Raw genomic sequence first — 13,779 nt, forward strand, 5'->3', positions numbered from 1 at the left:
GCCCCGACACACCCCCGACACGCCGCGCTGCTCCAGAAACGAGAAAGGCAGAGATAGGATGTGACAAAAGTGAACGTCCCCCTGACCCGGGCGGCAGGGGGACGTGCGAAGGATTGGTTGGCGGGAAGCGGTTAGCAGATGCCAGCGCGGCGGCAGAGCTCGTTGTTGGTGGCCAGCCAGCTCTCCACGGTGCCGGTGTCAAACCCGTCGGCCGGGTCTACCACCAGGGCGTACATCTCTTCTTCGGCCAGCACCGCCTCCAGCGCGTCAGTGAGCTGGATTTCACCGCCCACGCCAGGGCGCACATCGGCCAAAAGCTCCATGACCCGAGGGCTCAGCAGATATCGACCGAACACCGCAAGATGAGTGGGGGCGTCTTCAAGCGCCGGCTTCTCCACGAGGCCGCTCACCTTCCACACGCCCTCGGACACCTCGGCGCCGTCGATGATGCCGAAGCGGCTCACTTCCTCGTCGGGCACCGGAATGACCGCAATCACACTGGCGCCGCCGTGGGCGTCGGAGACTGCCTTCATGGCCGGCAGCATAGCGTTGTCGGGCACCAGCACGTCCCCCAGCAGCACGAAGAAGGGCTCGTCGCCCGTTTTTCCGGCCGCTTGCAGCACCGCGTGCCCCAGCCCCAGCGCCTCGTCTTGGTACACGTAGCTCACCGGCAAGTTGCCCACCCGCTCAACTTCGTCGGCATAGGCGGCCTTGCCGCGAGCGCGCAGCTCTTCCACCAGGGCGGGATTGGGGGCGAAATGCTCCTCGATCACCTTCTTGGAGCGGCTGTTAATCAGCACCACCTCATCGGCGCCGGAGGCAAGCCCCTCTTCCACCACGTACTGGATGGCGGGACGGTCCACCACCATTAGCATCTCCTTGGGCACGGCTTTGGTGGCGGGAAGGAAACGGGTGCCCAGGCCGGCTGCGGGAATGAGCGCTTTCATTATTCGTCCTTCCCCAGCTTCTCCTGCACTTCCTCTTCCAGAAGCGCGATTTGGGCAGTGGCCTTCTTGGTGCCGCGCATGATCATGAGCACGTACACCAGAAGCGCCACCCAGATGAGCGCGTAGGCGGCAATCACGTAGGGGGCGGACGGAAGGATGGTGCTGTAAATTTCCGCAAGAATGGGATCCATGGCTGTTCCTCTTTCTCATTCACCGGGCGCGCCCACAGGGCCAATGGCGAAGCGGCGCGGCCCGAACTCAACTCGTCAAGACTGGTGGCTAATTCTCTTCCAGGGCGTCTTTCAGGGCTTCAACCCGCTGGCCCAGGCGCACTTGGCCGAAGCGGGCTCGGTACAGGGCGAAACCCACCGCCAGCATGCCCACCAGCACTACCGCCAGGCAAATGCCCATATCGGCGGTCATGCCCCCTTCCCGCAGCACCACCGGGTGCACGCTGGAGGGAATGAGGCGGGTGATCATGAAGCAAATGGGCACGTCGATCAGCGCCACGATGCTCACAACGGCGGCGTACACGCTGCAGCGCTCCGGCTCGTCAACGGCATTGCGCAGAATGAAGTAGGCAATCACTATGAGCATCAAGATGAGGTAGGTGGTAAGGCGCGGCTCCCAGGTCCACCACACGCCCCACTCGAAACGGGTCCACATCTCGCCAGTGATCATGGTCATGATGATGAACAGCAGCGAAATTTCCATGGCCACCTTCGAGCAGGCGTCGAAACGGGCGTTGCGGGTGGCCAGAAACCGGATGCCGTAATAAGCGGCAAACACCAGCGCAATGAAGGACACCAGCGCCACCGGCATGTGGAAGTAAAAGATCTTCTGGGACAGCAGTAGCTGCTGAGTTACCATCGAATCGCCGATGAGGGCCGCCCCGTTCACCGAGGCCCCCACTACCGGCGGCACCCACAGAAACGTCAGCAAAAAGCCGATGGTGGTGAGCACCGCGCCCGCCACCAGCGCCACCGGCGCCACTTTATCGGGCCACTGCCCCGCCTCCGGCAGCACCGGCGGCTTCTTCTCCTTTGCCAAAACTTCCTCCTAAACCTTTCCATGCCGGGGCGCCCAACCACGACGCCCCCGTTACCCATCGGGCGTGAGCCTCTAGGCCGTCACCACGAAATCGTAGAGCACCCAGGCGGCGAGAATCATTATCACATCGTAGCCGGCGGCAAGCACCAGCGAAACCGTCCACGTGGCGGCGAACACCTCGCCCCCCAGCAGGGTGGCGGTGGTGGCCGACACGCAGGCGTAGAGCAGCGGGAAAACCACCGGCACGAACAGAAGCGCCAGCATCACGTCTTTGCCCCGCGTATTCACGGTTATGGTGGAAAGCAGCGTGCCCACGCCGGCGATGCCCACCGATCCCACCAAAAGCGGCACCACGCTCAGCCACGCGGTTTCCGCCGGCGTGGCGAAGGAGGCGAAGAAGAACCAGAACAGCGGCACTGCCAGCACTTCCACCAGCAGGATGAATATCAAATTCGACACCGCTTTCGCCAGAAAGATGGCGCCGCGGTCCACCGGCGCCAGCAAAAGCCCCTCAAGGCAACCGTTCTCCTTTTCGCGGGAAAACGACTTGTTCAGCCCCAGAAGCGAAGTGAACACGATGAGCACCCACAGAAGGCCGCCGCATACCTCAAGGTATTCCTGCGAGGGCTTGGCGAAGCTGAGGGCCACCCCCAAAACGATGATGACCAGCACCGCGTACACCACCATGGAAACCAGCATCTCCTTGGTGCGGAACTCTTGGGTGAGGTCTTTGCGCAGCAGTACCGAAAACTGGCGCAGCGCCGAGGGGGCCGCCGGGCGTCCGGCCACGGCAGTTGCCTTCGCGTAATCCTTCGCCATGGCTTAAGCCACCCCCATTCCCACCGTCTCGCGGTACAGGGCCTCGAACTGGGCGCGGTCGGTGTCCTCCTTCTCGCCGAAGGAAACCACCTTGCCCCGCGCCAGCACCAGCAGGTGGCTGGCCATGGCGAAGCCCTTGTCCAAATCGTGGCTCACCATCACGAAGGTGCGCCCTTCCCGCACGGTGGCCAGAAGCTCGTCGAATATTTCCACCGCGTGGGGGTCAAGCCCCGCGTAGGGTTCGTCCAGCAGCACCACGGAGGGGTTGTTGATGAGGGCGCGGGCGATGGACACCCGCTGGGTCATGCCGCGCGAGAACGTACGCACCACATCCAGCCGCCGGTGCTTCAGCCCCACCGCGTCCAGCAGCTCTAACACCCGCTGCCGGGGGTTTTCCACCCCGTACAGCTGGGCGTAGAGCATGAGGTTCTCTTCAGCGGTGAGGTCGGGGTACAGCATGGGGGCGTGGGAAATCAGCCCCACCTCCTGGCGAGCGGCGTCCGGCTGCTCCTTCAGCGCCACGCCCCCCACCCGCACGTCGCCCGACGTGGGCTTGGAGAGGGTGGCCAAGATGCGCAGCAACGTGGTTTTGCCCGCGCCGTTAGGGCCGAACACCGAAAGGAAGGCCCCTTGGGGCAGAGAGAAGGACACCTTGTCCAAGGCCTTGCGGGCGCCGAAAACCTTCGACACCTTCGCCGCCTCGATTGCAGGGGGCTGGGTCATAAGCAGCTGCTCTTCCTACTTGCCGTCGGCAGATGCGGGCAGCTCGGGCTCCTCGCTCGCCCCGGTTTTGGCCTGCGGCCGCCGCGACGCGAAGAGGGCCATCAAAGTGCCCAGGATGAGCATACCAAAACCTGCCCACACAAAGCTAATCAAAGGATTGACCTTGGCCTCCATCACGATGCTGCCCTCGTCGGTGATGCCCGAGAACACTACGAACAAATCTTCCAGCGGAAACCCGATCACCCCGGCGTTCGATTTCGTCTGCATGGTAGTGGCCGACATCTCGCGGGAAGGCGACACCTGTCCCACATACTGGCCGTCTCTGTACACGTCGAAGGTAACGGTGAAGATGGGGCCGTTATGGGTGGTGCCATCTTCCTGGCCCACGTAGCGCAGCTCGAAATCCTGGATGACCATGGGGGCGGCGGTGTTGCTCTCCTCGTCGTATTCCAGGTACCCCACCGCACTAGTGACGTACATGGACGAGCCGATGAGGCCCACCAGGATAACCGCCATGGCCAGATGGGCCACCGAACCGCCCAAAAGCGCTAGGCGACGGCGCAGCGCCCCCTTCAGGCGGGCGGCCGTGCGCACCACCATGTAGCCGGCGTTGAAGAACAACAGGCTGGCCACCGCAAAGCCCACCACGGCCAAGCCGTTGTAGTACCACGAGGGGCCCTGCTCCAGAAGGCCGCTGGCGGTTTCGCCGCCGACCGCCAGCATGGCGTTGTAGCTGGGCAGCAGGTAGGTGCAGAAGTACACCATCAGCACGATGAACAGCACGATGGCGCAGATGCCGGGGATGCGGGCCTTCCTGAAGAAGGCCTTGCCGTCGGTGCGGCCCCAGCCCAGAAGCGGGCACACGGCAATGAGCAGGCAGTACACGATGCCCAGCGGCCGGGCGATGGCGTTGTAGGTGCCCGCCGACAGCGACTGGCCGCCGAAGGGCAAGAAGCTGGGCAGCGCGGCGGAGATGGTCATGTAGGCCAAAAGCACCGCGAACACAATCATGATGAGGTTGTTCACATAATAGGCGGCATCGCGGGAGCACAAGGAATCGATGTCCTCCTGATTGCCGGCGGCGAAGCCCTTGCGGCGCAGCAGGAGCCCCACGGCGCCCGCCAGCAGCGACGCGACGATGAGCACCAGGAACAGCACGGTGGAAACCGGATCGCCGTTGAAGGAGTGCACCGACTGCACCAGCCCCGAGCGGGTGATGAAGGTGCCCAGGATGACGAAGGAAAACGCCAGACAGGCGCACATGATGGCCCACTTCTTGAAGATGCCCCGCTGGCGGTACAGGGTGAAGCTGTGCACCAGCGCCACGCACACCAGCCAGGGCAGCAGGCTGGCGTTCTCCACCGGGTCCCAGCCCCAGTAACCGCCCCAGCCCAGCACCACATAGGCCCACACGGCCCCCAGGCCGATGCCGATGCCCAGCAGCAGCCAGGAGAACATGGTGTAGGGGGTGGCGCGGCGCACCCACAGGTCGCCCTCGTTGTTGGCGACGAGGGTGGCGATGGCGTAAGCGAAGGGAATGGTGAGGCCGGCGTAGCCGATGAACAGAGTGGGCGGATGGATGGCCATGGCCCAGTGCTCCAGCAGGTTGTTCATGCCCCAGGTGAGGGCGGCGCCGCGCAGGGCGCCGGAGGCGTCGAAGTAAATGGCGTCGGTGGCCTTAAAGGGCATGTTGTCAGCAGAGAAAAGCAGCACACCCACGAAGCAGCCCAACACCACCTGGCTCACCAGCAGCGCCATGTTGTCCAGCGCCTCGCCCTTTTTGCGGGTGGCCAGAAGCACCACCACGTTGAACAGCGAGATGAGCCATGCCCAGAACAGCAGCGAGCCCTGACGGCCGGCCCACAGCCCCGACAGGCGGTACAGCCAGCCCAGCTCGCCTTCGGCGCCGCTGCGGTAGCGCAGCACGTACTCGATGGTGTTGTCGCCGGTCATGAAGCACCACACTAAAATGGCGCAACACAGCGTAAGCGACACGGCCGCCACCAGCACCGCCACGCGACCGCCCCAGAAGAAGTTATCGGCGCGCTCGGCGTGCCTGCGCTGCCACCAGCCGATACCGAAGCATCCCACCGAAATCACCACTGCGGCGAAAGCGACGAGGATGCCCAACAAACCAATCATCGACATGAAGCTTTACCCCTCTTGCCCAAACCTACCGTACCTGGAACGCCCGCCAGCAGCAGCCGGCGGGCAAAAAGCCGGAAGAGCCTTGCCCCCTTCCGGCGCTCTTACGCTTGCAACGCCACCTCGGTAGCATCGAAACCGCCGTCGCTGTTTAGCGAACCGGTGATCACCACCGTGGCGCCATCGGCCACTTCCTCGGACAGGGCGCCGTCAAACATCACGCCCATCTCCTCGGTGCCGTCGGTGACCACGAACCGCTGGCCCTCGCCGGCCGGCTTCAGGGTGCCGGGGACAACGGTGCCAGTCACCTTCACCATGGTGCCCACCATGTCGGGGCCGTAGCCCAGAAGGCGCCCCACCTCCAAAGCATCAGTGGCGCTCTCGTACTTCGACGGACACTTCGTCACCAGTTCAGAACAGGCCAGCACCCCGTCACCGCCCATGTGCCCCGTGCAGATGGCGGTAACGTCGTTGCCGAATGTGGAAGAGGCGGCGCCTTCGTACACCACCTTCAGCGGTTGGCCCGACTCGTTTTCGGGATCATAGATGCTGAAAGTGAGGGTATTGCCATCGGTGCTGAAGGAGTTCTCCACCACATTGCCGGACACCTGAACCTTTTTGCCGGCGTAACCGCCCTCGGCCGCCTGGGCCACCGACACGGTGGTGGCGGCGGAGTTGCCGCCCACGAAGGCCAGCACCAGTATCAGCACCACGATGATGATGCCGGAAACAGCTACTAAACGGCGCTTCATCTTTGCGTTCATTTCACCCTCCTTGGAAACAGTGGGTCATATTCTAGAGAGTTTCCCCATATGAGGGCCAGCCCGGAAGGCAACTCCCAAAATATCCCTACAAGATATATCAAAAGATACCGTGGCCATCTGTCGAAAAACGCCACTTGGCGCCTGCGCAGCCGGCCCACTGTAAACCTTACCCTAGGGAAAGAGTCAAGCCATCACCCTTTTAGGGTAGATTATCCCCATCGCATCGCCGAAACAGGGGTTTCCGCCGGCACGGGCGGGCGCGATGCCCCTTAAGCCTCCCCCAGCGCCAGCAGCGCCTGCCCAAGCGCCAGGAAATCCTCTTTGGAAAGCGCCTCACCGCGCAGGCGCGAGTCGATGGCGGCGCGGGCGAACAGCCGCGGCAGCTGCTGCTGCACGGGCGAGCGGCCGGCGAAGTAGGTCTTGCAGGAATTGGCCAAGGTTTTGCGGCGGGTGGCGAAGGCGGCATCGGCCATGGTGCAGGCGGCGGCCAGAAGCTCCGGCGAAGCCGGCCGGCCATCGGGGGCCATCACCGGGGCGCGGTCCAGGCGGATCACCGTGCTCTCCACCCGCGGCGGCGGGAAGAAATTGCCCGGGCCCACCGCGAAGTGCCCTGCCGGACGGGCGTACAGCCCCAGCTTGACGGTGTAGGCACCGTAGGTTTTCGTGCCGGGGCGGGCCATCATGCGCTCCGCCACCTCCTTTTGCACCATCACCGTGGCGCTTTCCAGGCTGGCGAAGCGCTGGAAGTAGTCCAGCACCACCGTGGCCGCCACCGCGTAGGGCAAGTTGGAAACCAGTTTGTTGGGCATCGCGCCCCCTGCGGCGGGCAGCACCGAAAGCGCCCCCTCCACATCGGCAGCGCTCAACTGCAGGGCATCCTTCTCCACCAGGGAAAACCGCTCTCGCCACGGGTACAGGGTGTCTGCCAGCACCGGCGGCAGATCGGCGTCCCGCTCCACCGCCACCACGTAGCGGCCCCGCTGCAGCAGCGCGGCGGTGAGGGTGCCGATGCCAGGGCCCACTTCCAGCACGCCGTCGGCCTCTCCTACTGCCGAAAGCTGCAGGATACGGCGAATCACGTCGTCGTTCACCAGGAAGTTCTGGCCGAAGGTGTACTTGGCGGTAAGCCCGTGGGCCTCCAGCACCGCCCGGGTGGCAGAGGGGCTGGCGTACGGGGAGCAGCGCTGCGGCTCAGCCACGGCGCCCTCCCTTGTCCTTCTTCTTGCCGCCCTTCGGAGCGGCCCCGTCGCCCAGGTTCAGCTGGGCGCGGCCCTTCGTTTTGGCGGGCTTCCCGCCGTCCTCCCCCTTGCGGCCGTCGCGGCCAGGGGCGGCCGAGGTGGCCTGAGCCGCCGAAGCCTGCGGGGCCGGGGCGCCTTCAGGGGCGCCCATCGCCTCCGGCGCTTCCTCTTCCGCCTCCAGCACCACCCACTCGTCGCTGCTGTCCCAGCCCAAAGCGGCGCACCCGCCCTGGGGCGGTATGGGGTATTCCTCCGCCTCGGCGGTTATCTCCCCGTCGGGGGTGATCTTACCCACCCAGTCGAGAACTAGCTCCAGCTGGAATCCGGCCACGTGCACGGCTGAGGCCAGCGATTGGACGAGCGGCTCGAACCCGTACGGGTCGTGCCCCTCCCCCACCAGGTGCAGCACGCAGGGGCGCGGCTCGCCCCGCCGCAGATCGCTCCAAAAATAGGGCTGCAGCCGGTCCAGCAGCGCCTTGAACTGCGAAGGGGCGCCGGCGAAGTACACCGGGCACACCACCACCAGCTCGTCCGCGGCGTCCAAGTGCTTGCGCACTTCGGTCATGTCGTCGGCGATGATGCACTGGTGCAGCGCCGCGGTGGAGGCCGCCACCTCCGGGCACGGGGAGAGCGGATCGCCGTCCTTCAGCGGCTCGGGCGGCCGCCCTTCGCGCTTGCAGCCGTCGCAGCCGTTGCAGCCGGCCACCGCCACGCTGGAAACGGCCACGATGGACACGCCGTCTTCCGGACATTCCTCGATGCAGGCGTTGAACAGCTCGTCGGCCAGGGCGGCGGTGCGGCCGTTGGCGCGGGGCGAGCCGGCCAGAATCAGTCGGTGCATGGGGGTCTCCTTACTCGGGCCTAAGGGCGCGGGCGGTTTAGCAGCCGTTGGGCGTTGCCATACAGCTGGGCCAGGAATTCTTGCGCCCCGGCGGTTCCCGCTTCAAAGCCGCGCACCGTGCACAGCACCGCGGCCGTGAAGATGGTGTGGGCCGGCTCGCAGGCAATGCCGCGCATGGGCTCGGGGGTCATGTATGGGGCGTCCGTCTCGGTAAGCAGCCGATCGAGGGGCACCTGCCGCACCGCCTCGCGCACCTCATCTGCATTCTTGAAGGTGGCAGGGCCGCCGAAGGCCACGTAGCAGCCCCGCTCCACCCAACGGCGCACCTCCGCCGCATCCAGGTTGAAGCAGTGCAGCAGCACGCCCGCTTCGGGGAAGCCCTCTTCCTCCAAGATGGCGAAGCCCTCGTCGTGGGCTTCGCGCATGTGCAAGACAAGCGGCAGGTCGAACTCGTGGGCGATGGCGATCTGGCGGCGGAACACGTCCCGCTGCGCACCGCGTGGGGAGAAGTCGTAATGGTAATCCAGCCCCACTTCCCCCAGGGCGGCCACGCGACCATCCGCCAGAAGCCGCCGCAGGCGCGCCTCCAGGGCATCGTCCCAATGGGAAGCGTTGTGGGGATGGCAGCCCACCGCGATGCGCACGGCGCCAGGGGAAAGCAGCGGCGGCTCTTCCGCATCCGCACCGGATTTGGCAACAGCGGGAAGCCCTTCCGGCGCCAATCCCTGCCCCGGCAGCAGCACCGGCCCGCTCTCCCCCGCCGGCAGCGCCCGCAGCTGCCCCAACAGCGCCCGGGCCTGCGCCTGCCACTGCTCCAAATGCTCGAAGGTGGCATCACCGTCTTCCCACACGTCCACGATGGTGCACAGAAAGTCAACGCCGAGGTGGGCGGCACGCGCCAGAGCCAAAGGCGGGCTGGCCAAAAGCTGCAGATGGGCATGGGTGTCCGCCACCGGCACCCCCAGCACGGGGGCCTCCACCGGCCGCCACTTGCCATGGCGGCGCGGTTGGCGGAACAGCAGGTCGAAATATACCGGGTCGTCATCGAAGCGCGTCATGGGCGGCCCTTATGCCATGTCCACCGAAATTTTCTCCACGTCCAGCCGCGGGAACAGGGGGTCGCCCTTCTCCACGGCGTTGCCGGCCGGCAGCTGGCCCCACGCGGTGGCCGCCTGGATGTCCTCCGCAGCGCAGGCGTTGCCCAGCCCCAAGCGGCGCATCACCTCGTTGGAAGTGTTGGGCATGAAGGGGGCCATGTACAGGGCGATGATGCGGATGGCCTCCAGCGAGTTGTAGATGACGGCCGCCAGCTCATCGGCGGTTTCCGGGCTTTTGGCCAGGTTCCACGGAGCCGATTCCTCCACGTACAGGTTCACCCGCTGGGCCACCTTCTGCACCGCGGCGGCGGCGCCGGTGAAGTCCACCTCGCCCATGCAGCCGTCGTAGGTGGCGTACAGCTGGTCGGTCAGCTCCCGCAGCGGGTTCTGCTCGGCGCCGGCGGGAGCCTGGGGCACCTTCCCCTCGAAGTACTTGCCGGCCATGTTCATCACACGGGAACAGAGGTTGCCCCAGGTGTTGGCCAGCTCGTTGTTGTACACCTGCACCATGCGCTCCATGGAAATGGAGCCGTCCTGGCCGAACTGCACGTCCGACATGAAATAGTAACGGTAGGCGTCCACGCCGAAGATGCTCACCAAATCGGCGGGCATGAGGCCGTTGCCCTTCGACTTCGACATCTTCTCGCCCTTGGTGAGCAGAAAACCGTGGCCGAACACCGTGTGGGTGATGGGCAGGCCGGCCGCCATCAGCATGGCGGGCCAGATGACGCAGTGGAAGCGGATGATGTCCTTGCCCACGAAGTGGTAGTTCATGGGCCAGTGGTAGTCGAATTCGCCGGGGCGGTTGGGGTCGGCGTAGCCGATGCCGGTAAGGTAGGCCAGCAGCGCGTCGGCCCACACATAGGCCACGTGCCCCTCGTCGAAGGGCAACGGAATGCCCCAGTCGAAGGTGGAGCGTGAGATGGAGAGGTCCTTCAGGCCGCGGCTCACAAAGGACACGATCTCGTTGCGGCGCGATTCGGGCCGGATGAAGTCGGGGTTGCTGGCGTAGAAGTCCAGCAGCGGCTGCTGGAACTCGGACAGCTTGAAGAACCAGTTTTCCTCCCCCGAGCTCATTAGCTGCACGGGGCGCTTGCAGTCGGGGCACACGAACTGCCCTTCCTCGTTCTTCTCAAGGTCGCTCTCGGCATAGTAGGTTTCCTCGTGCACGCAGTACCAGCCCTCGTAGGCCCCCTTGTACAGGTAGCCCTTTTCGTGCAGGTCGGTCCAGAACTTCTGCACCGTGCGCGCCTGGCGCGGCTCGGTGGTGCGCACAAAGTCGGTGTAGGTGATGTCCAGCAAATCCCATGCGTCGCGGAAGGCGGGCTCCATGGAATCGCACCAAGCCTGCGGCGTCATGTCATGGGCGGCGGCAGTGTCGGCCACCTTCTGGCCGTGCTCGTCCATGCCGGTGACGAAGGCAACGTCGTAGCCGTTCATGCGCTGATAACGGGCCACGGTGTCGGCCGCCACGGTGGTGTAGGCGGTGCCCAGATGGGGCGCGGCGTTCACGTAGTAAATGGGGGTGGTGAAAGAGTACGAGCCTTTCGACATGGATTCTCCTCGCGCTGGGTTCCCCGAACTGATGATGCCCGGAAAACGACGGATTTTTGCATCCGCTTATAGTACCACTGCGCACCCCAGACAAATGACAGGGGACGAGGATAACGTCATGTTTTATGGAGGGTGGGCCGACCCGACAGGCCTGCGCTCGACGCTCCGCACGAGGGGAACTAACTCGCCCTGGCGGGCGAGTGGATTTCCCCTCTGCTCCGCTTGGCCGGACCTCGCTCCGACCCGCCGGGTCTGCCCAGCCAGGATGCATCGCGGGTCCGGACATGACGTTATCCCCGTCCCCTGTCATGGACCCGGGTCGAATTCGTAGGGCAGAGATTCTATCTCTGCCTAAACGGACGGCCCGTACGGGGGCGCAACATCAGGCCGAGATAGAATCTCGGCCCTACGATAAAACCTTCCCCCGCTTCATTGTGGCTGGGCCGGTTGGGCGGGACGGAGCGAGGTAAGGCAAAGCCAAAGGAGCGCCGAGACTACAGGCTCGGCGCGACGACGCGTCGAGCGCAGCCCCGTCCAACCGGCCCACCCTCCAGAAACGAAAAGGGCAGAGATAGAATCTCTGCCCTGCGAATGCCAAGCGTCAAAGCGCTCGGGGCTAGTCTTCGTCCTCGTCGTCGATGTCGTGGCCGTGGTCGTGCTCGGAGATGTCGCTCACCGGCTTCTCCAGCCCCTCGATCATGATGCCGTTCTTCTCGGCGTAGTCCCACAACGCCGCATGGATGGCCTCTTCCGCCAAAAGCGAGCAGTGCACCTTCACCGGCGGCAGGCCGTCCAGCGCCTCCATCACCGCCTTGTTGGTAACCTCCAGCGCCTGCTGCACCGTTTTGCCCTTCACCAGCACCGTTGCCATCGAGCTGGTGGCAATGGCGGCGCCGCAGCCGAAGGTCTTGAACTTGGCGTCCTGGATGATGCCGTCGTCATCGATGTCCAAATACACCCGCATGATGTCGCCGCACACGGCGTTGCCCACCGTGCCGCAACCGCTGGCGTTTTCGATTTCCCCTACGTTGCGGGGGTTGGTGAAGTGATCCATCACTGCTTCAGAATAATTCATAGCCATGGGAGTTCTCGCTTTCTCAAAGCTCGTCGGGAAATGTGCGGTGCGCGGGGCTTATGTGGGAGAGGAGCCCGCGCCGCTGGGAGTGGGTTAGCTTACGTAAGGGACGCCTTGGGCCTTCATCTCGGCGATGATGGAGCCTTCGCCAGTTTTCTGGAAGTCCTCGTACAGGGGGCTCATGGAACGCAGGTTCGCCAGGGTGGCCTTCAGCGAGTCGATGGCGAAGTCCACATCCTCCAACGTGGTGTCGCGCCCCAGCGTCATACGCAGCGAACCGTGGGCGATCTCGTGGGGCAGGCCGATGGCCAAAAGCACGTGGCTGGGGTCCAGCGAACCGGAGGTGCAGGCACTGCCAGAGGAAACGCAGATGCCGCGGGCCGCCAGCTGCAGCAGCATGCCCTCCCCCTCGATGAACTCGAAGGAGAAGTTCACGTTGTTGGCCAGGCGGCTCTCCCAGCTGCCGTTCAGCTTGGCATGGGGAATCTCCCGCAGGATGCGCTCGATGGCGTGGTCGCGCAGCGCCAGCTGGGAGCCGTGCACCGCCTCCCGCTCCGCTTCCGCCAACTGCGCCGCCTTGGCGAAACCCACGATGCCGGACACATTCTCGGTGGTGGCGCGACGGCCCCGCTCCTGCTGGCCGCCATCGATGAGGTTTAGCAACTTCACGCCTTTGCGCACGTACAGAAGCCCCATGCCCTTCGGGCCGTACAGCTTGTGGGCGGAGGCGGACAGCATATCGATGCCCATCTCCTCCACATTTATGTACTCATGGCCGAAGGCCTGCACGGCATCGGTGTGGAACACCACGCCCGCCTCGTGGGCGGCAGAGGCCAACTCGGCGATGGACTGGATGGTGCCGATCTCGTTGTTGGCGAACATGATGGAAGCCAAGATGGTGTCGGAGCGGATGGCCGCCTTGAAATCCTCCACGCTCACCAAACCGTCGCCGTCAACCGGAAGGTAGGTTACCTCGAAGCCCTCCTTCTCAAGGGCGGCGCAGGTGTGCAGCACCGCATGGTGCTCCACCGCGCTGGTGATGATGTGGCGCCCCTTGGCGACGTTGGCCCGGGCGAAGCCCTTGATGGCCCAGTTGTCCGACTCCGATCCGCCACTGGTGAAGAACACCTCCCGCGGCTGAGCCCCGATGCAACCAGCCAGCGAGCTGCGGGCCTCGGCCACGGCGTCGGAAGCCTCTTGCCCCAGCGGATAGATAGAAGAAGGATTGCCGTACTGCTCGGTGAAATACGGCAACATGGCATCCAGCACCTCGGGGCGCATGCGGGTGGTGGAAGCGTTGTCCAGGTAAATCTGCTTCATGGGCCTTCCTTTTTCCTTAGCGTCTCCGGCAGCGGGCCGCGCCTCCGGAGCTTTAATGTCTAGTTATTTGCTAGGTTTAATATAATGCTCATCGACAAGTAGTCAATAGGCAGTTTTCCAAATGTGAAAAACTGATGACATCGTCCTTGGCTAAATGATGACTCATCAACTCATATATCCTAGTTAATCACTGGGTTTTCCGTGAC

At 64.4% G+C, this 13,779-nt stretch carries 13 protein-coding genes; all 13 read right to left on the minus strand.

Translation table 11 applies throughout. The annotated features are described in order from the left end of the window. Window positions 1-131 precede the first annotated feature (131 nt). Window positions 132-947, minus strand: coding sequence for a UTP--glucose-1-phosphate uridylyltransferase (locus tag DMP11_RS01910; RefSeq protein WP_123184782.1), 816 nt, complete (start codon window positions 945-947; stop codon window positions 132-134). Beyond that, a complete protein-coding gene (locus DMP11_RS01915) occupies window positions 947-1,138 on the minus strand; it encodes a hypothetical protein (protein ID WP_123184783.1) in 192 nt (63 codons plus the stop codon). Before DMP11_RS01915 ends, DMP11_RS01910 begins: the two co-directional genes overlap by 1 nt. Before the next feature lie 88 nt (window positions 1,139-1,226). Beyond that, window positions 1,227-1,997, minus strand: a complete 771-nt coding sequence (gene ccsA / locus DMP11_RS01920) for a cytochrome c biogenesis protein (RefSeq protein ID WP_123184784.1) — start codon at window positions 1,995-1,997, stop codon at window positions 1,227-1,229. Between the two features lie 72 nt (window positions 1,998-2,069). Then, window positions 2,070-2,816, minus strand: coding sequence for a heme exporter protein CcmB (locus tag DMP11_RS01925; RefSeq protein WP_123184785.1), 747 nt, complete (start codon window positions 2,814-2,816; stop codon window positions 2,070-2,072). A gap of 3 nt (window positions 2,817-2,819) precedes the next feature. After that, window positions 2,820-3,539 (minus strand): heme ABC exporter ATP-binding protein CcmA, encoded by a 720-nt coding sequence (gene ccmA / locus DMP11_RS01930; protein WP_123184786.1) that lies wholly within the window; start codon window positions 3,537-3,539, stop codon window positions 2,820-2,822. A gap of 15 nt (window positions 3,540-3,554) precedes the next feature. Next, entirely contained in the window at window positions 3,555-5,687 is a 2,133-nt protein-coding gene (locus tag DMP11_RS01935) for a heme lyase CcmF/NrfE family subunit (RefSeq protein WP_123184787.1), read from the minus strand. 101 nt (window positions 5,688-5,788) lie between these two features. Continuing rightward, complete coding sequence (locus tag DMP11_RS01940) at window positions 5,789-6,448, minus strand: cytochrome c maturation protein CcmE domain-containing protein (RefSeq protein ID WP_123184788.1); 660 nt, start codon at window positions 6,446-6,448, stop codon at window positions 5,789-5,791. A gap of 269 nt (window positions 6,449-6,717) precedes the next feature. Continuing rightward, window positions 6,718-7,647, minus strand: a complete 930-nt coding sequence (rsmA, locus tag DMP11_RS01945) for a 16S rRNA (adenine(1518)-N(6)/adenine(1519)-N(6))-dimethyltransferase RsmA (protein ID WP_123184789.1) — start codon at window positions 7,645-7,647, stop codon at window positions 6,718-6,720. Next, window positions 7,640-8,527 (minus strand): flavodoxin family protein, encoded by an 888-nt coding sequence (locus tag DMP11_RS01950; RefSeq protein WP_123184790.1) that lies wholly within the window; start codon window positions 8,525-8,527, stop codon window positions 7,640-7,642. The genes rsmA and DMP11_RS01950 overlap by 8 nt, the downstream gene beginning before the upstream one ends. A gap of 20 nt (window positions 8,528-8,547) precedes the next feature. Continuing rightward, window positions 8,548-9,585: a TatD family hydrolase gene (locus DMP11_RS01955; protein ID WP_123184791.1), complete on the minus strand. Its 1,038-nt coding sequence runs from the start codon at window positions 9,583-9,585 to the stop codon at window positions 8,548-8,550. Window positions 9,586-9,594: 9 nt separating this feature from the next. Further along, window positions 9,595-11,178, minus strand: coding sequence for a methionine--tRNA ligase (metG, locus tag DMP11_RS01960; protein ID WP_123184792.1), 1,584 nt, complete (start codon window positions 11,176-11,178; stop codon window positions 9,595-9,597). 616 nt (window positions 11,179-11,794) lie between these two features. Next, window positions 11,795-12,259: a Fe-S cluster assembly scaffold protein NifU gene (gene nifU, locus DMP11_RS01965; RefSeq protein WP_328590234.1), complete on the minus strand. Its 465-nt coding sequence runs from the start codon at window positions 12,257-12,259 to the stop codon at window positions 11,795-11,797. Window positions 12,260-12,346: 87 nt separating this feature from the next. Next, window positions 12,347-13,573 (minus strand): cysteine desulfurase NifS, encoded by a 1,227-nt coding sequence (gene nifS, locus DMP11_RS01970; protein WP_123184793.1) that lies wholly within the window; start codon window positions 13,571-13,573, stop codon window positions 12,347-12,349. Between the last annotated feature and the right edge of the window lie 206 nt (window positions 13,574-13,779).

It is taken from the genome of Parvibacter caecicola (assembly GCF_003725335.1).
Classification (GTDB): Bacteria; Actinomycetota; Coriobacteriia; order Coriobacteriales; family Eggerthellaceae; genus Parvibacter; species Parvibacter caecicola.

What these genes read in the sequence shown, in the direction of transcription:
- DMP11_RS01910 (WP_123184782.1), bottom strand. Translation starts at nt 947, where the DNA reads ATGAAAGCGCTCATTCCCGCAGCCGGCCTGGGCACCCGTTTCCTTCCC.
- DMP11_RS01915 (WP_123184783.1), bottom strand. Translation starts at nt 1,138, where the DNA reads ATGGATCCCATTCTTGCGGAAATTTACAGCACCATCCTTCCGTCCGCC.
- DMP11_RS01925 (WP_123184785.1), bottom strand. Translation starts at nt 2,816, where the DNA reads ATGGCGAAGGATTACGCGAAGGCAACTGCCGTGGCCGGACGCCCGGCG.
- ccmA (WP_123184786.1), bottom strand. Translation starts at nt 3,539, where the DNA reads ATGACCCAGCCCCCTGCAATCGAGGCGGCGAAGGTGTCGAAGGTTTTC.
- DMP11_RS01935 (WP_123184787.1), bottom strand. Translation starts at nt 5,687, where the DNA reads ATGTCGATGATTGGTTTGTTGGGCATCCTCGTCGCTTTCGCCGCAGTG.
- DMP11_RS01940 (WP_123184788.1), bottom strand. Translation starts at nt 6,448, where the DNA reads ATGAACGCAAAGATGAAGCGCCGTTTAGTAGCTGTTTCCGGCATCATC.
- DMP11_RS01950 (WP_123184790.1), bottom strand. Translation starts at nt 8,527, where the DNA reads ATGCACCGACTGATTCTGGCCGGCTCGCCCCGCGCCAACGGCCGCACC.
- DMP11_RS01955 (WP_123184791.1), bottom strand. Translation starts at nt 9,585, where the DNA reads ATGACGCGCTTCGATGACGACCCGGTATATTTCGACCTGCTGTTCCGC.
- metG (WP_123184792.1), bottom strand. Translation starts at nt 11,178, where the DNA reads ATGTCGAAAGGCTCGTACTCTTTCACCACCCCCATTTACTACGTGAAC.
- nifU (WP_328590234.1), bottom strand. Translation starts at nt 12,259, where the DNA reads ATGGCTATGAATTATTCTGAAGCAGTGATGGATCACTTCACCAACCCC.
- nifS (WP_123184793.1), bottom strand. Translation starts at nt 13,573, where the DNA reads ATGAAGCAGATTTACCTGGACAACGCTTCCACCACCCGCATGCGCCCC.